The organism is Pseudarthrobacter sp. MDT1-56 (assembly GCF_059383555.1).
In genome coordinates this window covers 160,946-176,927 of sequence record NZ_JBWZCK010000008.1, presented here as the reverse complement: position 1 = coordinate 176,927, position 15,982 = coordinate 160,946, and the positions used below count along the sequence as shown (strand labels likewise).

At 67.7% G+C, this 15,982-nt stretch carries 14 protein-coding genes; 7 read left to right on the top strand and 7 right to left on the bottom strand.

Going from position 1 to position 15,982, the window contains the following annotated elements; all coding sequences use genetic code 11:
- Positions 1-36: 36 nt before the first annotated feature.
- Entirely contained in the window at positions 37-1,374 is a 1,338-nt protein-coding gene (locus AC50YC_RS12970) for a uracil-xanthine permease family protein (RefSeq protein WP_494953912.1), read from the bottom strand.
- Positions 1,375-1,590: 216 nt separating this feature from the next.
- On the opposite strand from AC50YC_RS12970, the gene AC50YC_RS12965 reads away from it, so the two are divergent.
- Positions 1,591-2,196: a malonic semialdehyde reductase gene (locus AC50YC_RS12965; protein ID WP_494953911.1), complete on the top strand. Its 606-nt coding sequence runs from the start codon at positions 1,591-1,593 to the stop codon at positions 2,194-2,196.
- 331 nt (positions 2,197-2,527) lie between these two features.
- The gene (locus AC50YC_RS12960) at positions 2,528-3,691 is read left to right on the top strand and encodes a GGDEF domain-containing protein (RefSeq protein WP_494953910.1); all 1,164 of its coding nucleotides are present in this window, start codon (positions 2,528-2,530) and stop codon (positions 3,689-3,691) included.
- A 101-nt stretch (positions 3,692-3,792) separates the two neighbouring features.
- On the opposite strand, the gene pgm is transcribed toward AC50YC_RS12960, so the two are convergent.
- Positions 3,793-5,454, bottom strand: coding sequence for a phosphoglucomutase (alpha-D-glucose-1,6-bisphosphate-dependent) (pgm, locus tag AC50YC_RS12955; RefSeq protein ID WP_494953909.1), 1,662 nt, complete (start codon positions 5,452-5,454; stop codon positions 3,793-3,795).
- Positions 5,455-5,590: 136 nt separating this feature from the next.
- Between pgm and AC50YC_RS12950 the strand changes: the two genes are divergently transcribed.
- Complete coding sequence (locus AC50YC_RS12950) at positions 5,591-6,166, top strand: DUF4190 domain-containing protein (RefSeq protein ID WP_494953908.1); 576 nt, start codon at positions 5,591-5,593, stop codon at positions 6,164-6,166.
- Between the two features lie 23 nt (positions 6,167-6,189).
- Here AC50YC_RS12950 and AC50YC_RS12945 read toward each other — a convergent pair whose 3' ends face one another.
- The 4 genes from AC50YC_RS12945 to AC50YC_RS12930 all read right to left on the bottom strand — a co-directional run bounded on the left by AC50YC_RS12945 (position 6,190) and on the right by AC50YC_RS12930 (position 11,332).
- Positions 6,190-7,035, bottom strand: coding sequence for a phosphotransferase (locus AC50YC_RS12945; protein WP_494953907.1), 846 nt, complete (start codon positions 7,033-7,035; stop codon positions 6,190-6,192).
- Between the two features lie 4 nt (positions 7,036-7,039).
- Positions 7,040-8,509 (bottom strand): peptide MFS transporter, encoded by a 1,470-nt coding sequence (locus AC50YC_RS12940; protein ID WP_494953906.1) that lies wholly within the window; start codon positions 8,507-8,509, stop codon positions 7,040-7,042.
- Positions 8,510-8,689: 180 nt separating this feature from the next.
- Positions 8,690-9,802: an alcohol dehydrogenase catalytic domain-containing protein gene (locus tag AC50YC_RS12935; RefSeq protein ID WP_494953905.1), complete on the bottom strand. Its 1,113-nt coding sequence runs from the start codon at positions 9,800-9,802 to the stop codon at positions 8,690-8,692.
- Positions 9,803-9,892: 90 nt separating this feature from the next.
- Positions 9,893-11,332 (bottom strand): amidase, encoded by a 1,440-nt coding sequence (locus AC50YC_RS12930; protein WP_494953904.1) that lies wholly within the window; start codon positions 11,330-11,332, stop codon positions 9,893-9,895.
- 489 nt (positions 11,333-11,821) lie between these two features.
- Between AC50YC_RS12930 and AC50YC_RS12925 the strand changes: the two genes are divergently transcribed.
- The 3 genes from AC50YC_RS12925 (at position 11,822) to AC50YC_RS12915 (ending at position 13,477) form a co-directional block, all read left to right on the top strand.
- Positions 11,822-12,148 (top strand): rhodanese-like domain-containing protein, encoded by a 327-nt coding sequence (locus AC50YC_RS12925; protein WP_354171789.1) that lies wholly within the window; start codon positions 11,822-11,824, stop codon positions 12,146-12,148.
- An 18-nt stretch (positions 12,149-12,166) separates the two neighbouring features.
- The gene (pheA, locus tag AC50YC_RS12920; RefSeq protein WP_494953903.1) at positions 12,167-13,147 is read left to right on the top strand and encodes a prephenate dehydratase; all 981 of its coding nucleotides are present in this window, start codon (positions 12,167-12,169) and stop codon (positions 13,145-13,147) included.
- A gap of 93 nt (positions 13,148-13,240) precedes the next feature.
- Positions 13,241-13,477, top strand: coding sequence for a hypothetical protein (locus AC50YC_RS12915; protein WP_494953902.1), 237 nt, complete (start codon positions 13,241-13,243; stop codon positions 13,475-13,477).
- Here the strand turns inward: AC50YC_RS12915 and AC50YC_RS12910 are convergent.
- The gene (locus tag AC50YC_RS12910) at positions 13,474-14,538 is read right to left on the bottom strand and encodes a diacylglycerol/lipid kinase family protein (RefSeq protein WP_494953901.1); all 1,065 of its coding nucleotides are present in this window, start codon (positions 14,536-14,538) and stop codon (positions 13,474-13,476) included. The two genes, AC50YC_RS12915 and AC50YC_RS12910, sit on opposite strands and share 4 nt — an antisense overlap.
- A gap of 78 nt (positions 14,539-14,616) precedes the next feature.
- Here AC50YC_RS12910 and serS point away from each other — a divergent pair, with 78 nt between their 5' ends.
- Entirely contained in the window at positions 14,617-15,897 is a 1,281-nt protein-coding gene (serS, locus tag AC50YC_RS12905; protein WP_494953900.1) for a serine--tRNA ligase, read from the top strand.
- The last annotated feature ends 85 nt before the right edge of the window (positions 15,898-15,982 follow it).

Here is a 15,982-nt window from a genome sequence, read left to right as displayed (position 1 = left end):
TTCCGGCCTTCTGGCCGCATAGCGGCGCCGCGGCCGCTAGCGGCGTTTCTTCGGAGGGCGCTTCGCGGCGGCGGTGGCTGCGGCCACGAGGCCTTCCGTTTCCGGCTCCGCAACCGTGCCGCGGGCCTTCGCGATCGCCTTCATGCCGTGGTAGATCACCAGGGCCGCCGCGGAGCCCAGGGCGATGCCGGTGAACACCAGGTCGCCGATGGTCCAGGTGTAGTCGGCGATGCCGACAATAAGTGCGACGGCGGCCGTGGTCAGGTTGATCGGGTTGGAGAAGTTGACCTTGTTCTGCACCCAGATCTTGACGCCCAGGACGCCGATCATGCCGTAGAGCATCGTCGCGGCGCCGCCGAGCACACCGGCCGGGACGGTGGCAATGAGTTCGCCGAATTTCGGCGAGAAGCTCAGCACCACGGCGAAGACACCGGCCACCCAGTAGGCCGCCGTCGAGTAGACCTTGGTGGCGGCCATCACGCCGATGTTTTCCGCGTAGGTGGTGGTGCCGGAGCCGCCGCCCATGCCGGCAAGCACGGTGGCGGCGCCGTCGGCCATCAGCGCGCGTCCGGAGACGCCGTCGAGGTTCTGGCCGGTCATGGCGGACACGGACTTCACGTGGCCGATGTTCTCCGCCACAAGCACCAGCACCACGGGCACGAACAGGCCAACGACGCCGAGGTGGAATTCCGGGGTCTGGAAGAACGGCAGCCCCACCCAAGCGGCGGCGTCCATCTTGGAGAAGTCCACTTCGCCGCGGATCATCGCCACGAAGTAGCCCACCACCACGCCGACCAGGATGCTCAGCCGGCCCAGGATGCCGCGGAAGAAGACGCTGACGACGATTATCGTGACCAGGGTGACCAGGGCCGTGATCGGGGCCGCGTCGAAGTTGTTCTTCGCCGCGGGCGCGAGGTTGAGCCCGATCAGCCCCACGATGGCGCCGGTCACGATCGGCGGCATCAGGCGGTTGATCCAGCCGGCGCCGAACTTCTGCACAACCGCACCGATGATCGCCAGCCCGACGCCGGCCAGCACCACGCCGCCGAGCGCGCCGGCAACGCCGTACTGCTGCTGCGAGGCCATGATCGGCGCGATGAACGCGAAGCTGGACCCCAGGTAGCTCGGTACCTGGCCCTTGGTGATGACCAGGAACAGCAGCGTGCCGATGCCGGAGAAGAAGAGTGTGGTGGCCGGCGGCATGCCGGTGATGATCGGGACCAGGAAAGTGGCGCCGAACATGGCGACAACGTGTTGCATCCCGACGCCAATGGTCAGCGGCCAGGCAAGGCGCTCATCCGGCTTCACGACCTCGCCCGGGCGGATGGACTTGCCGTTGCCGTGGAGCTTCCATTTGGTACCGAGCATGCTCATTGCCGGGGCCTTTCAGAGAATGTGTGGCGGGGCGGGAAGGAATCTTCCGGAGCAACTTTACCGCGCCGGTGCTTCCGGCATGCGTCGCCGGCGGCGCCTCTGTGCCGGAGGTCACGGGGCGATACGGGAAGCAGGAAGCGGAAGTTGAAGTTGCAACTAATGACAGCAACCAGTGGCCGCCGTCCCCGGCGGGGCCGCCCAGCGAAAGGGAAGCTCATGACCATCGCCCATGACGAAGCAGTAATCGACGCCACCGCAGTGGACGCCATCTTTGCCGAGGCCCGCACGCCCAACACCTTCACCGGTGAAGTCACCGATGAGCAGGCCCGGGCCATCTACGAACTCACCAAGTTCGGTCCCACCGCGTTCAACTCGCAGCCGCTGCGCGTGACCTACGTCCGGTCCGCGGACGCCCGCGCCGCCCTGGTGGAGACCCTCGCCAACGGCAACCGCGCCAAGACTGCCTCCGCACCGCTGGTCGCCGTCCTCAGCTACGACACGTCCTGGCAGGAACAGTGGGACAACTTCCTGCCCGGCTACAACGCACCCAAGGCCATGTACGACGCCGCCCCGGACCTCGCCGCGGCCACCGGCAACAACAACGCCCACCTGCAGGCCGGCTACTTCATCCTCGCCGTCCGGTCCCTTGGCCTGTCCGCCGGACCCATGACGGGCGCGGACTTCACTGCGATCGATGCGGCGTTCTTCCCCGACGGCGGCCAGAAGAGCTTCCTCGTGGTCAACATCGGACAGCCCGCGGCCGACGCCTGGGGTGCGGCGAAGCCGAAATTCGCCTACGAGGACGTCGTCCGCACGGTCTGACCGGAATATTTCGCCGGCGCGGGGTTCGCTCAGCCGCCAGCCGGCCCGCACGCGGAGGTGCCTCCGGCACCATGGGGGACAGGCCGGAGGCACTCGGGACGCTATTCTGCGGTTGAGCGCAAGGCCGCATCCGGGACCAGTTCCCAGTTTAGTCCGCTTTGAGGCCGTAAACACAGGGCCGGCGGTCCCTTTCAGCGGCTCGGTCCGGCCCGCTCACGTCGCATCCGAGACCGTGGTCACAATTCCTTGCCGCGGAGTGCAATACTAAGGTCACCTGCGGCGCGGAGTCGACGCAAATCGGGCTATTGCGAGCGGACCGGGGGGCCACTACATGATGCTTGACATCGCAACCTTGCGTGTCGCCCTGGCGGTGGTCGATCTGACCCTGCTGCTGCTTTTCTATTTCATCACTTTCCGCCGGACGCGTTCGGCTTACAGCGGATGGTGGTGTCTGGCGCTGCTGCTGTTTCTGTCCGGCAATGCGGCTTACCTGCTGGACGGGACCCCACACCAGGTCTGGACCAACCCGCTCGGGAACGTGTTTCTCGTGGCGGGTGCGGCCAGCATCTGGGCCGGCGCCCGTTCGCTGCGGACCATCATTCCCAAGATCTGGTATCTCGCAGCCGGGCCCGCCATCACCGCCGTGGCGTCGGTGCTGGACCAGCCAGCCACCAACGTGTGGTCCGGCGGCCCTGCCTACCTCGGATTCATGGGCCTGCTGATCGGCCTCGGCTGCCGGGAACTGTTCCTGCTGGACCGGCACTTTTCGCGGGTGCACCTCACCCTGGCCGTGGGTTCCGGCCTCCTGGCCGCGTTCTACTTGGGCCGCTTTGCCGCGTTTGTGCTCGAAGGCCGCGATGGGGCGGTGTTCCTGACCTTCTTTGGATCCGTTCCGATGACACTCTGTTCGGCCGTGATCATGGTGGTGGCGTCCTTCACCATGGCGGAGCTGAGCTACGAGCAGCAGACCCAGGACCTCCGGGCCCGCGCCACGGTGGACGGGCTCACCGGGCTGTTGAACCGCACGGCGTTCCTGGACCTTGCCGAGAACGAACTGCGCCGCCTCAACCGGGCCAGAACCATGGCGTCCCTGATCCTGGCGGACCTGGACCACTTCAAGGCCATCAACGACGAATACGGCCACTCGGCCGGCGACGTTGCGCTTCAGGCGTTCGCCGACGCCTGCACCTCAACGGTCCGTTCCACCGACCTCGTGGGCCGCTACGGCGGCGAGGAGTTCATCGTCCTCCTGCCGGGAGTGGCCCCCGAAAGGGCGGGGGAAATCGCCTCGGAGATCAGCGCCCGGATGCAGGCCTCAACGTCGCCGGTGATCCCGCGCCTGCCTACCTCGAGCTATGGAATCGCCTCGACCGCGCCTGGCCGCGTGGACCTTGGCGCAATGATCGCCTCCGCGGACGCCGCTCTCTACCGCGCCAAGACCCTGGGCCGGGACCGCTCCGTCCTTGCCGGCGGCCTCGAGGAAGAGACGGCCTGAGCGGGGCGGCGGACCCCGTGCGCGGCTTAAAAACAGGACCGCCCGCGGGCTGAAAACGAGTCAGCCCGCGGGCGGTGCCTGAAGCAGTGAGCCGGGGGCTGCTAGGAAATAACCCCGTCCACCAGCGCTTTTGCCTCGGCCTGGACCTGCTTGAGGTGCTCTGCTCCCTTGAAGGACTCGGCGTAGATCTTGTAGACGTCCTCGGTGCCGGAGGGGCGGGCCGCGAACCAGGCGTTCTCGGTGACCACCTTGAGCCCGCCGATTGCCGCGCCGTTGCCCGGCGCTTCGGTCAGCTTGGCGGTGATGGTCTCACCCGCAAGCTCGGTGGCGGTGACGTCCGACGGCGAGAGCTTGCCCAGGGCCGCTTTCTGCTCGCGCGTGGCCGCGGCGTCAATCCGCGCGTAGACGGGATCGCCGAACTGGTCGGTGAGGCCCTTGTAGAGCTGCGACGGCGACTTGCCGGTGACGGCCGTGATCTCCGAGGCCAGCAGCGCCAGCAGGATTCCGTCCTTGTCCGTGGTCCACACACTGCCGTCCATCTTGTTGAACGACGCGCCGGCGGATTCCTCGCCGCCGAACGCCCCTTCGCCGGACAGCAGCCCGGGAACGAACCACTTGAAGCCAACCGGCACCTCAACGAGCTTGCGGCCCAGGCTTTCGGCCACACGGTCGATGATCGAGGACGAGACGAGGGTCTTGCCGATCACGGACTGCGGGTTCCACCCGGTCCGGTGGCGGTACAGGTAATCGATCGCGACGGCGAGGTAGTGGTTCGGGTTCATCAGCCCGCCCTGACCGTCAACAAAAGGCGTCACGATGCCGTGCCGGTCGGCGTCGGCGTCGTTGCCGGTGGCGATGTCAAAATTTGCGCCGCTGGACATGCGGTTAATCAGGGACGCCATCGCCGACGGGGAGGAGCAGTCCATCCGGATCTTCTCGTCCCAGTCCAGGGTCATGAAGGCCCACTGCGGGTCGACGGTGGGGTTGACCACCGTGAGGTTCAGGTGGTGGCGTTCGCCGATCTCGCCCCAGTAGTCCACCGACGCCCCGCCCATCGGGTCGGCGCCGATCCGGACGCCGGCCTCGCGGATGGCATTGAGGTCCAGGACGGAAGGAAGGTCGTCCACGTAGCTGCTGAGGAAGTCGAACTTGCCCGTGGTGCCGGCGCTGAGGGCCTCGGCGATGGGAATCCGCTTGACTCCGCGCAGGCCGTTCTCCAGCAGTTCGTTGGCGCGGTTGGCGATCCAGCCGGTGGCGTCCGAGTCAGCAGGTCCGCCGTGCGGTGGGTTGTACTTGAAACCACCGTCGCCGGGCGGGTTGTGGCTGGGGGTGACCACGATCCCGTCTGCCTGCGGGGCCCCGGCGGGGGAGTTGTTGTTGTGCGTCAGGATGGCGTGGCTCAGCGACGGGGTGGGGGTGTAGCCGTGGCGGGCGTCGATCAGCACGTTGACGCCGTTGGCCGCAAGGACTTCCAGGGCGGAATTCTGGGCCGGTTCGCTGAGGGCGTGGGTGTCTTTGGCGAGGTACAGCGGCCCGGTGATGCCTTGGCCCGCCCGGTACTCCACGATCGCCTGGGTGATGGCGAGGATGTGGGGCTCGTTGAAGGAGGCTTTCAGGCTCGAACCCCGGTGCCCGGAGGTGCCGAAGGCCACCCGTTGTCCGGGGTCGCCAAGATCCGGGGATACGTCGTAGTACGCATCCAGGAGCGCAGTGAGATCAACAAGGTCTTGGGGTTGGGCAACAGTGCCCGCGCGGCTAGCCATTGCACCAGCATGCCAGACCGGCATGGCAGGCAACATGATTTCGACGCATTACGGCCCCTGTGACGCAAGAAATATCCTGCTCAACGCTGCGGGACGGCGGTAGGCTGAACCCAGAAACGTCCAGAGGGGGAAAACCATGACTGACCAGCCAAAACCGGAGAAAGACGGGACACCGGAGGGCTACCAGCCGCCGTCGTATATTCCTGGCCAGGAGTCCGGTGAGCAGTACCGCCAGTCCGCCGCCGACTACAGCCGGCCCACGGAGCCGTACGCCACGCCGGACGGCCCGGCACATCAGCAGCCTTTCGGGCAGCAGCCGTACGGGCAGCAGCCCTACGGCGCCCAGGGCCAGCAGCAGTACGGGCAGCAGCAGTACGGTGCGCCGGTTCAGTATGGCCAGCCGGGCAGCCCGTTCAACGCCTACGGTCAGCCGGCCTATTACGGCGTGCCCCCGGAGCCCAAGGGCCTGAGCATCGCCAGCCTGTGCTGCGGCATCGCGGCCTTTGTCGGGCTGGGTTTCTTCCTCCTGCCGCAACTCGCGGCGGTGATCCTCGGGCACATGGCCCTCAAACGGGAGCCGTCGGGCAAAGGTATGGCCATTGCCGGCCTGGTGTTGGGTTATGTGGGGATCGCGCTGGCCCTGCTGGTCTTCGTGATCATCGCGCTGGGGCTGGCGATCGGATCCGCCAGCTACCGGGGCGTCGGGGCCTAGGCTCCTCCGGCCATCCTCAGCGGTCAGCCGGTAAGCGCCACCAGCAGCCGCCCGGCGTTGGCCTCGAGCCACTCGCCGCGGCGGCGGATCATGCCGCCGACGCCGTCGTCCCACATCCGCGCCCAGCCGCCGCCGAGGACCCGGGCATTGTGTTCCATCCGTTCGTAGCTCAGCGCCGTCGCCTCGACCCCGAAAGCCGCCAGCTGCCGCCGTTCCTCGGGGCTCCAGCCATAGGCGTCGGCGAAGATCCGGAGCCGCCGGAACGGGTCGGTTGCTTCCCAGCCGGGCCACCCGTCGGCCGGATCGCGGAGCGGGACCCAGTGCATCGCGGTGTTGAAGGAGTCCTTGAAGGCTGTGGTGGGGCCGGCGAGGTCGAAGTCCACCAGGCCGGCGGCGCGGCCGTCCCGGACCACAACGTTCTGCGGTGTGACGTCGAGGTGGCAGACGAGTTCTCCCGGGTCCTGGCAGACCGGGCGGGGCGGGAACGGGTGGGCGTGTGGTGCGAACCCGGCCGAGGCCCTGTGAAGCCGGCGCAGCAGCCGGGCCACGGAAACCAGGAGCTCCTCGGTCTGCGCCCAGGGCTCCGGGACGGGCCCGGCGCACCGTCCGGGCAGGAAGCTCAGCACGTCCCGGCCCTCGGCGTCCCGGCCCAGGAACCGCGGGGAACCGTCGAAACCGGCGTCTTCCAGCCAGTCGAGGTACGCGGCGACGGCCAGTGATTGCGGCTGGTGCGGGCGGCGGATGGTCCCGCCGACCCGCACCACACCGTCGGTGACATCGCCCGCCGGCATGAGTTCGACGTCGGACGCCTCGCCTGCGGCGGGGACGTAGACGCGGGCCTCAAGCGGCGCGCGGTGCCTGGAGCTCATCGGCTCAGCGTACGCCGCCCATGAGCTTCTTGATCGCCGGCGAGGCCGCGGCCAGGCCAACAGCCAGCAGCATGGCGGTGCCGCCGATGCCGATGAAGTACGGCAGCTCGTCCTCCGGGTTGTACAGGCCGGACAGGATGCCGGCCAGCGTGGTGCCCAGCGACACCGAGAGGAAGAACAGCGCCACCATCTGGGTGCGGAAGGCCGCCGGAGCCAGCTTGGTGGTCACGGACAGGCCGATGGGGGACAGGAACAGTTCCGCGAGCGTGAACAGGAACAGGATCCCGACCAGTGCCAGCAGCGGGGTCTTGCCGTCCCCGGCGAGCGGGATGAAGGCCAGGAAGGCCAGGCCCATCACGAAGAGGCCGATCGAGAACTTCAGCGCCGAGCCCGGCTGTTTGCGGCCCAGGCGGGTCCAGAGGGCAGCCATCACGCCGGCGAAGATGATGATGAACACCGGGTTGATGGACTGGACCCAGGCGGCCGGCATTTCCCAGCCGAACAGGTTCCGGTCCAGCTTCTCCTCCGAGTACACCGCGATGAAGGTGAACTGCTGCTGGAACAGCGCCCAGAACGCGGCCGAGGCGATGTACAGCGGGATGAATGCCGCCACCCGGCGTCGTTCGGTCCCGTCGACCTTCTTGCTGCTGAAGATCAGGACGAAGTAGAGCACGGACGCGCCGATGGCCGCGTAGGCCATGGACATGGCCAGGTTCTCGGCATTGACGATCCCGGTGGCCAGCAGCACGGCGATGACCGCGGCGATGCCGGAGAAGCGGAGGCCGTATTTGGTGCGCTCGGCGGCGGGCAGCGGGTTGTGCACCCGGTGCGCCTCCTCGGGCAGGTTCTTGCGGCCCAGCGCGTAGATGACCAGGCCCACGGCCATGCCGACGGCGGCGGCGCCGAAGCCCCAGTGGAACCCGTGGCTTTCCTGCAGCCAGCCGGTCACCAGCGGGCCGATCAGCGCGCCGGCGTTGATGCCCATGTAGAAGATGGAGAATCCGGCGTCGCGGCGTTCGTCCTTCTCCCGGTAGAGGCTTCCCACCAGGGCGGTGGCGTTGGCTTTCAGGCCGCCGGAGCCGACGCCGACCAGCACCAGGCCCGCGATCAGGCCGGGAATGCCCGGCACGAAGGCAAGGGCGATATGGCCGGCCATGATCAGGATGGCGGAGCCGAACAGCACCTTTTCGGAACCGAAGAGCCGGTCCGCGAGCCAGGCTCCGAGGATGGTGGAGAGATAGACACCGCCGCCGTACGCGCCGACGAGGCCGGCAGCCAGGCCCTGCTCAATTCCCAGACCGCCCTCGGCGGCTGTGAAGTACATGTAGTAGAGCAGGATGCCCTGCATGCCGTAGAACGAGAAGCGCTCCCACATCTCTACGGAGAACAGGCTGGCCAGCATCTTTGGGTGGCCGAAAAAGGATGTATCGCCCGGCGTTGTAGCGGGGGGATTAGATAAATGAGTAGTGCTCATTTACTTAATGCTGACAGTGTGACGCAGGATTGTCACATTCGCGGCGGCCCGGGGCAAACCAATCGCCCGGTGTTTCGCCAGCCTTTTCCTGCCCCGTTGCGCTATCACTTACAGCTGCTTTGCCCCCGGAATAGCAGCTACAAGTGATGGCGCAACATGGGGGCAAGCAGCGTCCGGGGGCTAGCCGGCGTCGAACATGATGACCTGGCGGACCGCTTTCCCGTCGGCCAGCTGGTCCATGGCCTGGTTGATGTCGGCCAGGGCGATGCGCGCAGAAATCAGTTCCTCAACCGGGAGTTTCCCTTCCCGCCAGAGCTGGGCGTACTTGGGAATGTCCCGGGACGGCACCGCGGAGCCAAGGTAGCTGCCGACGATTGTCCGGGCCTCGGACGTGATGGTCAGCGGCGAGATCTGCGCGCGGGCTTCCGGGTGCGGCAGGCCCGCGGTGATCGTGGTTCCGCCTACCGCGGTGGCGGCGAAGGCGGTTTCGAAGGCGCGCGGGTTCCCGGCACATTCGATCACGTATCTGGCCTTGACGCCCTCCTCCAGGACCTGCTGCGGGGTGTAGGTTTCGTGCGCGCCCAGGCGGCGGGCATGCTCGAGTTTTTCCTCCAGCGTGTCCACGGCAACGATCCGCGAGACACCCTGGGAGACCGCCGTGATCAGCGCGGCCATGCCGACGCCGCCGAGCCCCACAATCATGACGCTGTCCTGCGGCCGGGGCCGGGCCGCGTTGAGGACGGCACCGCCTCCGGTCAGGACGGCGCAGCCCAGGACGGCGGCGACGTCCGCCGGGATGTCATCGCCGACCGGAACGGCCGAGGCGCGGTCCACCACGGCGTGGGTGGCGAAGCCGGAAACGCCCAGGTGGTGGTAGATCTTTTCGCCGCCGCGGTCCAGGCGCATCGATCCGTGCAGGAGCGTCCCGTCGCCGTTGCTCTTCGACCCCGCGGTGCAGGGGAGCCGGCCGTCTTCGGCGCAGTTAGCGCACTGCTCGCAGCGGGGCAGGAAGGACATCACCACGCGCTGGCCCGGCACGAGGTCCGTGACCTCCGAGCCGACCTCGACGACGCGTCCGGCGGCCTCGTGCCCCAGCAACATCGGCACCGGGCGGACCCGGTTGCCGTCCACCACACTCAGGTCCGAGTGGCAGATGCCGGCGGCTTCGATCCGCACCAGGATCTCGGAGGGGCCGGGGCCCTCCAGCTCCAGCTCGGAGATGGTGATGGGCCGGGAGTCCGCGAACGGACGGGGGCGGCCGATTTCCTCAAGTACTGCACCAGTGATCTTCATCGATCCCTCTCGTGTGGGTTCCAGCCCGTGTGGTTTCGGGCTGGGGGCGTTTCAAGGGTGGACATGTCCACCGTACAACTGCACCCCATGCTAGAACCCCAGCTGCGCCGCCAGCTGCAGCAGCAGCGCCTCGGAACCCATCGGCCCGATCAGCTGGATGCCCATCGGCAGTCCGGCACCCTTGGCCCCGCCGGTCCAGTGCACCGGAATGCTGATCGCGGGCAGCCCGCAGACGTTCACCATGGACGACCAGGGCGCGTATTCGCACTGCTTGCGGTAGTCGCCGTCGGCATCCCCGCTCCAGTCGGCCGCCGGCCAGTAGCCGTCGCCGTGGGCCGCCCCGGTGAACCAGCCCACCGGGCGGGGCGTCTGGGCCAGCGCCGGCATGAGCATCAGGTCCCAGGCGGCGTACTGGGTGATGGTGTCGCGCTGGAACTGGCGCAGGAGCCCGACGGATTCGGCGAGTTTCGCGGGCCCGCGCTGCTGCGCGCGGCGCCGGAACGTGCGTGTCAAAGGGGTCAGGAGCGCCTCGCGCTGCGGAACGATCCGGGCATCGCCTACGGCGGCGGTCCAGGCCGTGGTGAAGGCGGCCGGGTAGCGGTTGTCGTAGCGGATGGAGGCGTCCGAGGTTTCGTGGCCGGCCGCCTCCAGCAGCCGGATGCCTTCGGCGAGGGCGTCGAGCGCCTCGGGGTCCGGGGTGAAGGGGAAAATCGTCTGCCACGGACTCGCCAGGCTCACGCCGATCCGCAACCGGGGCGGGTCCTGGGCGGCGAGTTCCAAATAGTGGGGTGCAGGCTTTTCGGACGGAGCCGCGGGGCCGGGCATCATCGCATCGAGCAGCAGGGCTGCGTCCGCCGCGGAGCGGGCCAGCGGCCCGGACACGACCAGGCCGGCGGGGTCGCCGGTGCTTTCGCCCGTGGGAACCAGCCCGCGGCCGGGCTTCAGGCCCACGAGCCCGCACGCAGCGGCCGGAATACGGACCGAACCGCCGCCGTCGGACCCGGGCGCAAAGGGAATCAGCCCGGCGGCCACCGCCGCGGCGCTGCCGCCGGTGGATCCTCCCGAGCTGCGGCTGAGTGCGTGCGGGTTCCGCGAGGGCGGCGCGATCCGGTTCTCGCTGTAGGCCGTCAGCCCGAACTCCGGGACCTGCGTCTTGCCCAGCGAGACGATGCCCGCGCCCTTGAGCGTGGCGACCAGGGCGCCGTCGGTCAGTGCCGGCTTGTGGTCCAGGGCGGCGCTGCCGTGGGTGGTGACAACTCCGGCGACGTCCGTGAGGTCTTTGAAGGCCACCGGCATGCCGTGCAGCAACGCAAGTTCGGTCCCGTCCCGGGTGGCCCGTGCATGCGCCCCGTCCGCTGCGGTTGCGTCCAGCAGGGCCTGCTCCGCGGTGACAGTGATAAATGCGCCGAGATGCCGGTTTTCGGCGGCGATGCGGTCCAGGAAGTGCCATGTGACCCGCCTTGAGGACAGCTCGCCGGAGCGGAGGGCGTCGCGGAGGTCCACGGCGGAGAGCTCGTGGATCTCAGCCACCGTGATTCGGCTCCCAGGGGTTTCGGGCCTGGCGCTCCGGGGGACATGTCCAGTGGTGGCGCGGGCGGGTGGACATGGTGGCATTGTGCCCAGTCTTCGAGACCATGGGAGGGCATGTCCCGTGGGTGAGGGCGAGACGCTCCGGGGGACATGTCCAGTGGTGGCGCGGGCGGGTGGACATGGTGGCATTGTGCCCAGTCTTCGAGACCAGGGGAGGGCATGTCCCGTGGGTGAGGGTTTGCCGCTCCGGGGGACATGTCCAGTGGTGGCGCGGGCGGGTGGACATGGTGGCATTGTGCCCAGTCTTCGAGACCAGGGGAGGGCATGTCCCCGAATGCCGGGAGCGGGCAGCAGGAATCGTGTGACGGTGAGTTGCCGTGGATCTCCTGTGCGCCATGCCAGAAGCGTAACCTGCAGCCGGGTAGGGGTGCGGCAATGGCGGCTGGCGATACGCTGGGAGCAGACCATGCATTCTGCGGAAGGACGACCATGAGCGACTTTGACACCGTGACCGTGTCCGACATCCCTGAAGGGGCCAGGATCCTCGATGTCCGCGAAGACTACGAGTGGGGCGCGGGCCACGCCGCCGGGGCGCTGCACATCCCCCTCGACCAGCTCCCGGCCCGCCTCGAGGAGCTCGATCCCGACGAGGACCTTTACGTGATCTGCCGCACCGGGGGACGCTCCTTCCGCGCGGCCCAGTGGCTCTCCGGACAGGGGTATTCCGCCCTGAACGTGGCCGGCGGCATGGACCAGTGGCTGGAAACCGGAATGCCGCTGGTGTCCGACAACGGACTCAAGCCCGTCATCCTGTAGTTGAAGAAAGAAGCGCCGATGCCCGCATCACCCGTCACGTACACCTTCCTCGGACCCGCGGGCACCTTCACCGAGGCCGCCCTGATGCAGGTTCCCGGTGCCGCGGACGCCATCCGCGTTCCGTCGACCAACGTCAACACGGCGCTGGACAAGGTCCGCGACGGCTCGGCGGACGCGGCCATGGTGCCGATCGAGAACTCCGTGGAGGGCGGCGTCACTGCCACCCTGGACGCAATCGCCACCGGCCAGGAACTGCGGATCCTGCGCGAGGCCCTCGTGCCGATCAGCTTCGTGCTGGTGACCCGGCCCGGAACCCGGATCGAAGACATTCGCCGGATCTCCACCCACGGCCACGCCTGGGCGCAATGCCGACTGTGGGCCGAGAAAAATATTCCAAATGCAGAATATATCCCGGGATCCTCCACTGCCGCGGCGGCCATGGGGCTCCTGGAAGGCGACACACATTACGACGCGGCAATCTGCGCCCCGATTGTGGCCACCGAACAGCCCGGGCTCGCCGTACTGGCGGAGAACATCGGGGACAACCCCGGTGCCGTCACACGATTCGTGCTGGTGGGCCGGCCCGGAGCGCTGCCGGAACCCACCGGTGCGGACAAGACCACCGTCGTCGTGCCGCTGCCGGAAGACCGCCCCGGGGCCCTGATGGAGATCCTTGACCAGTTCGCGACCCGCGGCGTGAACCTCAGCCGGATCGAGTCACGGCCCACCGGCCAGTACCTGGGCCATTACTTCTTCAGCATCGACGCCGACGGCCACGTGGCCGACGCGCGTGTGGCGGACGCCCTGGCGGGACTGCACCGGATCAGCCCGGCCACACGTTTCCTGGGTTCCTACGGCCGCGCCGACGGGCACCGGACGATTGTGGAGCCGCATACCTCCGACCAGGCCTTCCGCGCGGCGCATGCCTGGGTCAAAGACATACTGTCCGGGGCATCTGTGGTGCCGGAATATATGTCCAAGGCTTCGCCCACAGCGTAGACAATTGCCACATCAGGCACTTCCGCCCCTATGAAACTGTGCGTATGCTTGCCTGATCCATATTGGGGAAGTCCTCTATCGAGGGAGCAGGACATGGCAGACACCAGCCTTGAAAATGATGGCCAGGGAATGATTGTGAATCCCAAGCCGACCGCTGACAACCAGGACTGGGACGGCGACGACGCCGACCGTGCAGACCGGCTGCGCTTTGAAGAGGAGCAGGCGATGATCCGCGAGCAGTCCGAAGCGCGCGCCGCCAAGGCTGCCGCGGAAGCGAAAAAGGTCGCAGACGCGCACAAGGAAGCCGCCGCGAGGGAAGCCAGCGCCTAATCTCCCTCGGTGCCGTCCTTGACCCGGACGAGCAACGAGCCGGGAGCAACCTGCACGGTGACCTTCGTGGCCTCACCGGACGGATCGCCGTCGACCTGCGTGGCCATCGGCTCCGCGCAGCTGATGATGATCTTTCCGGAGCGGTAATACGTCATCACCGGCAGGTTTCTTTTGTGCTTCAGCACGATCTTCCAGTACATGGCCAGCCAGCCGATCGCGCTGCGCGGACTCATCACCACGACGTCCAGCATCCCGTCGTCGATCATCGCCTGGGGGATGAAGTCGATCCCGCCGGGGATTAGGCCGCAGTTCGCGAACAGTACGCTGCGGATCTTCCGGCTCTGTTCCGGCTGGTCGTCCAGCGAGATGGACACCTTCTTGCGGCGGCCGGGGAGGTGCCGCACGCCCGCTTCGGTGTAAGCCAGCCAGCCGACAGCCTTCTTGAGCCCGTCGCTGGTGTCGCCCACCACCTCTGCGTCCATGCCGATTCCGGCAATGACCAGGAAGGTGTGCTCCGCCGTCTCGTTGGTGCGGGAGTTCTCCACCCGCATCCGCGCCGTGTCGATAAACCGCTGGTGTCCGAACAGGGCGGTCTGGACGCTGCCGTGCAGGTCGCCCACATCAAGGTGGATGTTGCGGGCCAGCAGGTTGCCGGTGCCCAGCGGGATCAGGCCCATGGCGGTATCCGTGCCCGCCAGAATGTCCGCCACCACCCGCACCGTGCCGTCACCGCCGCCCACCAGGACGACGTCGGCGCCGTACTCGACGGCGGCCCGCGCCTGCGAGAAGCCGGGGTCCTCGGCCGTGGTGTCGAAAAACCGCGGCGGTACCCAGCCGGCCGCGGCGCACGCACTTTCAACCAGGGTGCGGGCCTCGTCCGACCTGGCCTTGATCGGGTTCATCACCACGGCGACTTTCTGCTGGCCCAGGCCCGGACTATGGGTTTCCTCCCACACGGCGCTGCGCGTGTGCCGGGCCTTGAGCTTGCGCACGCCCCACCAGCTGGAGACGGCAAAGGCCAGGACTCCAGCGATGATGAGGTAGAGCAGCCAGTCTCGCATTGTGCTCCAACACTATCCCGCCGCTGGCCGGCGGCCTGATTGCCCGGTAATGGTGCCCTGATTGGATACTCTTGTCAGGTGATCGACGTAAAAGACCTCAGCGAAAATCCGGACAAGTTCCGGGCCAGCCAGCGCGCCCGCGGCGCCGACGAATCCGTGGTGGACGCGATCATCGCCGCGGACTCGGCCCGGCGCGCCGCCCTGATCCGCTTCGAAAACCTCAGGGCCGAGCAGAATGCCTTCGGCAAGAAGGTGGCGCAGGCCAAGGGCGAGGAAAAGCAGGCCCTGCTGGCAGAGGTCAAGGTCCTCGCAGGACAGGTCAAGGCCGCTTCCGCCGACGCCGACGTCGCACAGGCAGCCCACGAGGAACTGCTGCGCACCATCCCCAACCTCATCGAGGACGGCGTTCCCGAGGGCGGCGAAGAGGACTACATCGTGGTCAGGACCGTCGGAGCCCCCCGCGAATTCACCGACTTCGAGCCCAAAGACCACCTGGAAATCGGTGAGCTGATCGGCGCCATCGACATGGAGCGCGGCGCCAAGGTCTCCGGTTCGCGGTTCTACTTCCTGCGCGGCGTCGGAGCCCGGCTGGAGATGGCGCTGCTGCAGATGGCCATGGAACAGGCGATCGACGCCGGCTTCGTGCCGATGATCACCCCGACCCTGGTGCGCCCGGAGACCATGCAGGGCACCGGTTTCGACGTCAAGCACGACGCCGAGATCTACCGGCTCGCCGAGGACGACCTCTACCTCGTGGGCACCTCGGAAGTGGCCCTGGCCGGCTACCACGCGGACGAGATCCTGGACCTCTCCGCCGGACCGGTCCGCTACGCCGGGCAGAGCTCCTGCTACCGCCGCGAGGCCGGCTCGCACGGCAAGGACACCCGCGGCATCATCCGGGTCCACCAGTTCAACAAGGTGGAGATGTTCATCTACACCACGGTCGAGGAGGCCGCCGCCGAGCACGCCCGGCTGCTGGCCTGGGAAGAGGAGATGCTGGCCAAGTGCGAACTGCCCTACCGGGTCATTGACACCGCCGCCGGCGACCTCGGCAACTCCGCCGCCCGCAAGTTCGACTGTGAGGCATGGGTTCCGACGCAGGGCGCCTACCGCGAGCTGACCTCGACCTCCAACTGCACCACCTTCCAGGCGCGCCGGCTCAACATCCGCGAACGCGTGCTGAACGAGGACGGGGCGCCCAAGGGCACCCGGGCCGTCGCCACGCTCAACGGCACGCTGGCCACCACCCGCTGGATCGTCGCCATCCTGGAGCACCACCAGAACCCGGACGGCTCCGTGAACGTCCCGCAGGCCCTGCAGAAGTATCTTGGCGGCATGACGGTCTTTCCCGTCATCTGATCCCCCGTTTTTCCGGCCCATGACCCCGCAAAACGCAGCGGGGTCATGGGCGCCAACAACTGTTCACCCCGGGTTCACCGCACGC

What these genes read in the sequence shown, in the direction of transcription:
- AC50YC_RS12970 (WP_494953912.1), bottom strand. Translation starts at nt 1,374, where the DNA reads ATGAGCATGCTCGGTACCAAATGGAAGCTCCACGGCAACGGCAAGTCC.
- AC50YC_RS12965 (WP_494953911.1), top strand. Translation starts at nt 1,591, where the DNA reads ATGACCATCGCCCATGACGAAGCAGTAATCGACGCCACCGCAGTGGAC.
- AC50YC_RS12960 (WP_494953910.1), top strand. Translation starts at nt 2,528, where the DNA reads ATGATGCTTGACATCGCAACCTTGCGTGTCGCCCTGGCGGTGGTCGAT.
- pgm (WP_494953909.1), bottom strand. Translation starts at nt 5,454, where the DNA reads ATGGCTAGCCGCGCGGGCACTGTTGCCCAACCCCAAGACCTTGTTGAT.
- AC50YC_RS12950 (WP_494953908.1), top strand. Translation starts at nt 5,591, where the DNA reads ATGACTGACCAGCCAAAACCGGAGAAAGACGGGACACCGGAGGGCTAC.
- AC50YC_RS12945 (WP_494953907.1), bottom strand. Translation starts at nt 7,035, where the DNA reads ATGAGCTCCAGGCACCGCGCGCCGCTTGAGGCCCGCGTCTACGTCCCC.
- AC50YC_RS12940 (WP_494953906.1), bottom strand. Translation starts at nt 8,509, where the DNA reads ATGAGCACTACTCATTTATCTAATCCCCCCGCTACAACGCCGGGCGAT.
- AC50YC_RS12935 (WP_494953905.1), bottom strand. Translation starts at nt 9,802, where the DNA reads ATGAAGATCACTGGTGCAGTACTTGAGGAAATCGGCCGCCCCCGTCCG.
- AC50YC_RS12925 (WP_354171789.1), top strand. Translation starts at nt 11,822, where the DNA reads ATGAGCGACTTTGACACCGTGACCGTGTCCGACATCCCTGAAGGGGCC.
- pheA (WP_494953903.1), top strand. Translation starts at nt 12,167, where the DNA reads ATGCCCGCATCACCCGTCACGTACACCTTCCTCGGACCCGCGGGCACC.
- AC50YC_RS12915 (WP_494953902.1), top strand. Translation starts at nt 13,241, where the DNA reads ATGGCAGACACCAGCCTTGAAAATGATGGCCAGGGAATGATTGTGAAT.
- AC50YC_RS12910 (WP_494953901.1), bottom strand. Translation starts at nt 14,538, where the DNA reads ATGCGAGACTGGCTGCTCTACCTCATCATCGCTGGAGTCCTGGCCTTT.